Genomic DNA, 7886 nt, shown 5'->3' with positions numbered 1-7886 from the left:
TGAAGAGTCCCATAATTCGTATTTTTTTATCACAAATCTAAAATACGGGATTCTCAGGCTACTTTAAAATTAAAACTTTTGGACGCTAGTGACTAAAAATTAAAGAAATAGCTATAGATTAAGAAAGCTTAAAACCAATTGCTTAATGTGAATTGTTAGACACTACTTTATTATACAAACTCAATATTTTGTCAAATTGCTCATCTATAGAAAGGTTTGAGTTATCAATCTCAATGGCACCCACAGCCTTAACTAAAGGCGAATCTTTACGATTGGAGTCTATAAAATCACGTTCTTCAACATTTTTTAAAACTGCTTCATAAGTCACTGCATCACCTCGCTCTAACAGTTCGTTATAGCGCCTTAGAGCCCTTGTTTTAGCCGAAGCTGTCATAAACAACTTTAATTCTGCATTAGGAAAAACAACCGTTCCAATATCCCTCCCATCCATGACCACACCTTTTTGGGCACCCAGCTTCTTTTGTTGCCTAACCATTTGGGCACGTACTTGAGGTACAGCTGCTACCCTACTTACATAACCAGAAACTTCTAAGGTGCGAATCTCTTTTTCAATGTTTATGCCATTGAGATATACTTCGGCAAAACCCAATGTTTCATTAAATTTAAAATTTATGTTTACATCACTTAATTTTGAAATCAAGCCATTTATATCAAAATGATTATTAGAGATAAATCCATATTGCATTGCGAAATAGGTCACCGCCCTATACATTGCACCTGAATCTACATAAACATAACCCAAGTGTTTTGCCAACTGCTTTGCTATGGTACTTTTTCCTGTTGACGAAAAGCCATCTATGGCAATAGTAATTCTGCTCATGTCTATCTTGAATTTAAATCGATTTGTAAACCAAAAAAACTAGCATTGGCTGCACTTGTATATTTGGCATGTGTATAACTAAAGCGCATTTTATTCATTTTTATGGATATTCCTGCTGACAACCCTGAAAAATTCCTTTGATCTACAATACGTAGCTCTTCTGCCCTTCTAAAATTATAACCTAAGCGTAAGTTAAATCCTTTTTCTGGAAATAACTCGGCTCCTATTATGGTATGTCGAATAATTTGTCCTAAAAATCCTATATTTTCTTGGGTCTGATTACCTGATAAATCACTAGTAGATCGGGCTGGATTAGACCTTGCAATAGGCCAATCCTGTAAATTCTCCAAAGTAACGTGCCAACGAATAGGAACATGTTGCAAGGTTTGAGACATACCAAAATCTACCTCAAAGGGTAAAGATTCATTTAAACCAGCATAGGTTTTAATTTGTGTGCCTAGATTCCTAATTGCTATCGCTGCATGTAAATCGAGATGCTCGTTAATGTAAAGCAACCCAAAATCAGCTGCAATTCCAAAAGAATTATATTGCTCTAGTTTAGAGGTGATAAGCTTTGCATTGACACCTAAATAAAAATCGGAATACCCAATTTGAAAGGCATAACCAAATGAGAGGGCCGCTTCATTACCCGTAAAGGAGCCTGTAGAATTCCCATTTTCATCATAACCATCAAAAGTACCATAATTAATATAGGTGATTCCAGCATGAAAGGTTTTTGTCCTTCTATCTACTGTATAGGCATACGACGCTGTACCATAACCAATACCCCCTAAATAACTGGTATAATTAAGAGCCAATTGGTTATCCATTTCTACATTTATGGTTGCCGGATTGAATAAACCCTGGGTCACATCATAATCTACATTAGTAAGTACTTTACCCCCAAGCGCTGCCTGTCTTGGCGAGGATACCAAGTTCAAAAATTGATAGGTAGCTTCACCACCAACTTGTGCATTAGCGATAACACCAATAGCCAAACAAAACCATGTGATATTTTTCCTTAGCATATTTAGACGCAAAGTAAACAAATCTATCTTAAAACGGCAGCAGGTATATTTTATTTTAGCTTAAGTGTTCTTATATTTAAATGGTGTCTGAAAAAAGAAAATATAAGTTAAGAAACTTAATTAAATCGAATATTAATAAATCAAATCCCTTATAATTTTTTCGCATTTTTAACCTTTTGGTTGGTAATAGCGATAGCTATAACCTCACTCATATCTGTGACATAATGGAATGTTAAACCTTTTAGGTATTCTTGCTTAATTTCTTCAATATCACGACGGTTATCTTCGCACAACAATATCTCTTTAATTCTAGCGCGTTTGGCCGCTAAAATCTTTTCCTTAATACCTCCTACAGGCAACACTTTGCCACGCAAAGTGATTTCCCCCGTCATAGCTAAGCTTTTCTTCACCTTCTTCTGCGTGAACAACGACACTAAAGATGTTAACATGGTAACTCCGGCACTTGGACCATCTTTTGGTGTTGCACCTTCTGGCACATGGATATGCACATTGTATTTATCGAACACATCAGGGTTAATACCAAGATCTTTGGCATTAGACTTTATGTATTGCAGGGCAATAGTAGCCGATTCCTTCATCACATTCCCCAAATTCCCAGTAATACTCAAGTTGCCCTTACCTTTAGATAAAATGGATTCTATAAATAGAATATCACCACCAACACGCGTCCACGCCAAACCTGTTACTACACCAGCCACATTATTGTTCTCATATTTATCGCGCTCTAATTTTGGCCCACCTAACACTTCTATAATGTCCTCATTGGTAATTTTAATGTTGTATTCTTCTTCCATAGCAATATTCTTGGCAGCATAGCGTACCATTTTTGCAATTTGCTTTTCAAGGCCACGCACTCCTGATTCACGTGTATAACCTTCAACAATTTTTTCCAATTGAGGCTTACCAATCTTTAAATGTGAAGCATTTAAGCCATGCTCCTTTAATTGCTTAGGCAACAAATGACGCTTGGCAATCTCAACTTTTTCCTCAATTGTGTAACCTGTTACGTTAATGATTTCCATTCGATCTAGTAACGCAGGCTGAATGGTATTCAAGCTATTGGAAGTCGCCACAAACATAACTTTAGACAAGTCGTAACCCATTTCCAGAAAATTATCATAGAAATCGTTATTCTGTTCAGGATCCAACACCTCAAGCATAGCTGATGACGGATCACCTTGATGTGAATTCGATAATTTATCAATCTCATCTAATACAAAGACGGGATTTGAAGTTCCAGCTTTTTTTATACTTTGAATAATACGTCCTGGCATAGCACCTATATAGGTTTTTCTATGCCCACGTATTTCAGCTTCATCACGTAAACCTCCTAAGGACATACGTACATATTCCCTGTCCAAAGCTTCGGCAATAGACTTTCCTAATGAGGTTTTACCCACGCCTGGAGGACCATACAGACAAAGAATAGGTGATTTCATATCGTTACGCAGCTTTAAAACCGCCAAATATTCTATAATACGACGTTTTACATCCTCTAAACCAAAATGGTCACGATCCAAAATTTTCATCGCACGCTTTAAGTCGAACTGGTCTTCACTATATTCATTCCATGGCAACTCCAAAAACAAATCCAAATAGTTTCGTTGTATTGAATATTCAGCAACTTGTGGATTCATACGTTGCATTTTGGCAATTTCCTTTTCAAAATGCCTAGCTACTTTGTCATCCCATAGCTTACCTTGGGCACGCAACTTCATTTCCTCTATTTCCTGATCATGACTAACACCTCCCAATTCCTCTTGAATGGTTTTCATTTGCTGGTGCAGGAAATACTCACGTTGCTGCTGACTCATATCCATCTGTACTTTAGACTGGATGTCGTTTTTAAGTTCCAGTTTCTGAAACTCTATATTCATATACTTAAGTGTTGCCAATGCTCGCCTTTTCAAGTCATTCATTTCTAATAATTTCTGCTTCTCCTCAACAGAAAGGTTCATATTGGACGATACAAAATTTACTAGAAATGAATTACTTTCAATATTTTTTATAGCAAAAGAGGCTTCACTGGGAATATTAGGGTTTTCCTTAATTATTTGAAGCGCCAAATCTTTAATGGAATCAATAATTGCCATAAACTCCTTATTATTTATGGCTGGTTTAGCTTCAGGCAAGTCCCTAATGGTAGCGTTCATATAGGGTTCTTCAGTAAGTACCTCGGCTACATGAAAACGTTTTTTCCCTTGTATGATTACCGTAACATTACCATCTGGCATTTTAAGAACACGTAATATTCTTGCTACGGTACCTGTTTCGTAAATTTCTTTAGCATTAGGGTTTTCAACCGATTCTTCCTTTTGGGCCACTACCCCAATAACTTTACTCCCTTTATTGGCATCGTTAATTAATTTAATGGATTTATCGCGTCCTGCTGTAATAGGAATAACTACTCCAGGAAACAAAACGGTATTACGCAAGGATAAAATAGGCAAGGTTTCAGGTAGATCTTCATTATTTATTTCTTCCTCATCTTCTGGTGTCATTAACGGAATTAATTCTGAATTCTCATCAAACTCTTGTAATGACAAACTGTCAAACGATATAAAATTAGATTTCTTCATGTATACATTTAGGTCAATTTGTCATTAAAACAAATTAAACCTATCTTTTCATATTAAACAATGTTCGCTAAAAAACTAACTATCAATAATTTAACAAAACCATATATAATCAGTTATTATTATTAGGCAATAGCTATGCCATACTTATCCAAATGAGAGTTACTTTAGTTTATATCCTCCCTGATTTACGTAAGACATACAATAAAACTATAGGAATGGCCAATAATACGACCATAAGCAAATTGGTTTTAAATAGCCATGGTTCCATTAATAAAGTAATGGCATATCCACCAATAGCGCCACCAAAATGGGCATCATGACCAATATTTCCAATTCTATTTTTCATACCATATATAGAATATAATAAATAGCCTATTCCAAAAACATAAGCAGGTATGGGAATGGGTATAAATAACATATACAAACTCATTCCTGGCTGCAATAGTATAGCTGAATAGATTACTCCCATAACAGCTGCACTAGCACCTACAGCCGAATAATGATACTCATTTTTATGAAAATACAAAGACAATAAACTTCCCAATATCAGACTTCCAAAATAAATGATTATAAATTTGGTAACACTCAATAACCCAATTACAACATCTGCAAAAAAATAGAGAGTAAACATGTTAAAAAACAAATGTGTATTATCGACATGTAAAAACCCAGAGCTAAATAATCGAATTTGTTCACCTCGTCTTATTGCGCCAACATGAAATTTATACTTTTCAAAAAAATCAAAATCTCCAAAACCCTTAAACGATATAATGACATTGGTTGCAATAATCACTATGGTAATAATGTTTATGTCCATTGCTTATTAAGTTTACAATCAAATTAATTTATCTTTGCGGCTACAAATCTAAAACTAATTCATGCAATTCCTAATTTATATTTTGGTCTATCCCTTTTTATGGTTTATCTCCATGCTTCCCTTTAGATTATTATATATACTCTCAGATCTAGTTTTTATATTGCTTTATTATATTATAGGTTATAGAAAAAAAGTGGTTACAGAAAATTTAAAATTGGTGTTCCCCTCCAAATCCAAAAAGGAAATTGACCTTATTAAAACAACATTTTACAGACACCTGTGTGATATGTTTTTAGAGATGGCGAAAACTATGAACATCTCTAAAAAAGAACTAAAAAAGCGGTTTCAAATTGTGAATACAGATGAATTAAAGCGGTTGGAATCACTTAATAAAACTGTTATATTAATGTTTGGCCATTACGCCAGCTGGGAATGGGCTATAGAAATTCAAAATCACATTGCTTTTAAAGGTTATGGGATTTATAAAAAATTAGCCAACCCCTATTTTGATAGATTGGTTAGAAACATTAGGTCCAAATTTAAAACTACACTTATTAGTACAAAAGAGACTATTTCTACAGTCACTAATAATGAAAATCAAGGTATTAAAAGCGTTGTTGCTTTTTTAAGTGACCAATCCCCTAGATTAAGTAAAGAAGTGTATTGGGGTAATTTTATGGGTGTAAGAGTGCCATGCTTTACAGGAGCAGAACGTTTAGCAAAAAAATTGAATTTAACTATTGCTTACTTAAAGGTTAACAAAGTAAAACGTGGGTACTATAAGGCAGAAATTATAACGCTTACCGAAACACCCAAAAATTTTAAGGATTATGAATTAACTGATTTGTTTTTGCGAGAAGTTGAAAAACAAATTTATGAAGCTCCAGAGTACTATTTTTGGACACATAACCGCTGGAAGCACAAGGATAAAATACGATGTTAGAAATTCAAGGGCAAGTTAGTGCTAATTGCTTTTAACAATACTACCCAATCTTTAAATGAACAAATAAAATCTTATTTTATAATAACCTTAATATTTATTATACAATATTTTAGAAGGACTTATTGTGTTAAATAATTTAATTGTATCTTAAAATTAAATTACCTATAAATCGGCTATTTCCTTAATCTCATTAATTATTTTATCGGCCAAAGTATCGGCCTCATATTGTGATTTGGCTTCGGTATAAATTCTAATAATAGGTTCTGTGTTACTCTTTCGTAAGTGCACCCAACTTTCAGCAAAATCTATTTTTACACCATCAATTGTGTTTATTTGCTCGTTTTGGTAACGTGCTTCTATTTCTTTCAAAATGGCATCAACATCCAAATCTGGTGTCAACTCAATTTTCTTTTTGCTCATAAAGTAATTGGGGTATGTTTTTCTCAATTCGCTTACTGACATTTTTTTATCAGCCAACAAACTTAAAAACAATGCAATGCCAACCAAAGCATCACGACCATAATGCAATTCTGGATAAATAATACCACCGTTGCCTTCACCTCCTATTACAACTTTATTTTGCTTCATAAGCTTCACTACATTTACTTCACCAACTGCACTCGCTTGATAAGTTCCACCATGCTTTTCGGTAATGTCGCGAAGAGCTCTAGTAGAGCTCATATTACTTACTGTATTTCCCGGTGTTCTACTTAACACATAATCTGCGCAAGCTACCAGAGTGTATTCTTCACCAAACATCTCCCCTTTCTCATCAATAAAAGCGAGACGATCCACATCTGGATCAACAACAATACCAAAATCTGCACGCTCTTTAACTACTTTTTCTGAAAGATCCATTAAATGCTCCTTTAGCGGTTCTGGATTATGTGGAAAATGACCATTTGGTTCACAATACAATTTTACAACATGAACTCCCAAGCGTTCCAGTAATAATGGAACAGCAATACCCCCTGTTGAATTTACACCATCTACTACCACTTTAAATCGTGCTTCTTCAATTGACTTCACATTCACCAGTGGCAAATCTAATACCTCAATAATATGCAAATCAAAGTAAGCATCATTCTTAGTAATTCTTCCAAGGCTATCAACATCAGCAAACTCCATATTGTCACCTTCAGCTATCTCTAATATTTTGGCACCTTCTTTTCCGTCTAAAAACTCACCTTTCTCATTTAATAATTTTAAGGCGTTCCATTGCTTAGGATTATGACTAGCCGTAAGTATAATACCCCCATCGGCATGCTCCATGGGTACAGCTACCTCTACGGTTGGTGTTGTAGACAAACCTACATTCACCACATTAATACCTTGTCCAATTAAGGTATTCATTACCAAATTTTGAATCATTTTCCCAGAAATTCGTGCATCACGTCCAACAACAACTTTATAATTTTCCTTATTACGCTGCTGTTTAATCCAAATACCATAAGCTGCTGCAAACTTAACAGTATCAATTGGTGTTAAATTATCACCAACAAGCCCTCCTATGGTTCCTCTTATTCCTGAAATTGATTTAATAAGTGTCATAAATATTAGGTATAGAATTAGTGTACAAATATACAATTAGAAAATGGTATTTTATTGTTTCGTTTTATGCTTTTGTCAGCCAGAAATTGCTTTTGTGGTTATAACA

6 protein-coding genes are annotated in these 7886 nt (G+C 34.6%); 1 reads left to right on the top strand and 5 read right to left on the bottom strand.

From position 1 onward, the window contains the following. Nucleotides 1-142: 142 nt before the first annotated feature. The 4 genes from cmk to K7G79_RS07000 all read right to left on the bottom strand — a co-directional run bounded on the left by cmk (nt 143) and on the right by K7G79_RS07000 (nt 5286). Nucleotides 143-841: a (d)CMP kinase gene (gene cmk, locus K7G79_RS07015; protein ID WP_223550485.1), complete on the bottom strand. Its 699-nt coding sequence runs from the start codon at nt 839-841 to the stop codon at nt 143-145. A gap of 2 nt (nt 842-843) precedes the next feature. Continuing rightward, nucleotides 844-1869, bottom strand: coding sequence for a type IX secretion system protein PorQ (gene porQ / locus K7G79_RS07010; protein WP_223550482.1), 1026 nt, complete (start codon nt 1867-1869; stop codon nt 844-846). 149 nt (nt 1870-2018) lie between these two features. Beyond that, on the bottom strand, nt 2019-4469 hold the full coding sequence (lon, locus tag K7G79_RS07005) for an endopeptidase La (RefSeq protein ID WP_223550481.1): 2451 nt from the start codon (nt 4467-4469) through the stop codon (nt 2019-2021). 169 nt (nt 4470-4638) lie between these two features. Then, nucleotides 4639-5286 (bottom strand): rhomboid family intramembrane serine protease, encoded by a 648-nt coding sequence (locus K7G79_RS07000; RefSeq protein WP_223550479.1) that lies wholly within the window; start codon nt 5284-5286, stop codon nt 4639-4641. Nucleotides 5287-5347: 61 nt separating this feature from the next. Here K7G79_RS07000 and K7G79_RS06995 point away from each other — a divergent pair, with 61 nt between their 5' ends. Continuing rightward, complete coding sequence (locus K7G79_RS06995; RefSeq protein ID WP_223550477.1) at nt 5348-6229, top strand: lysophospholipid acyltransferase family protein; 882 nt, start codon at nt 5348-5350, stop codon at nt 6227-6229. Between the two features lie 162 nt (nt 6230-6391). On the opposite strand, the gene glmM is transcribed toward K7G79_RS06995, so the two are convergent. Continuing rightward, complete coding sequence (gene glmM / locus K7G79_RS06990; RefSeq protein WP_223550475.1) at nt 6392-7780, bottom strand: phosphoglucosamine mutase; 1389 nt, start codon at nt 7778-7780, stop codon at nt 6392-6394. Between the last annotated feature and the right edge of the window lie 106 nt (nt 7781-7886).

The organism is Aestuariivivens sp. NBU2969 (genome assembly GCF_019931125.1).
GTDB lineage: Bacteria > Bacteroidota > Bacteroidia > Flavobacteriales > Flavobacteriaceae > Aestuariivivens > Aestuariivivens marinum.
Note: the sequence above shows the minus strand (reverse complement) of the source record. Positions and strands in the feature narration are given on the sequence as shown.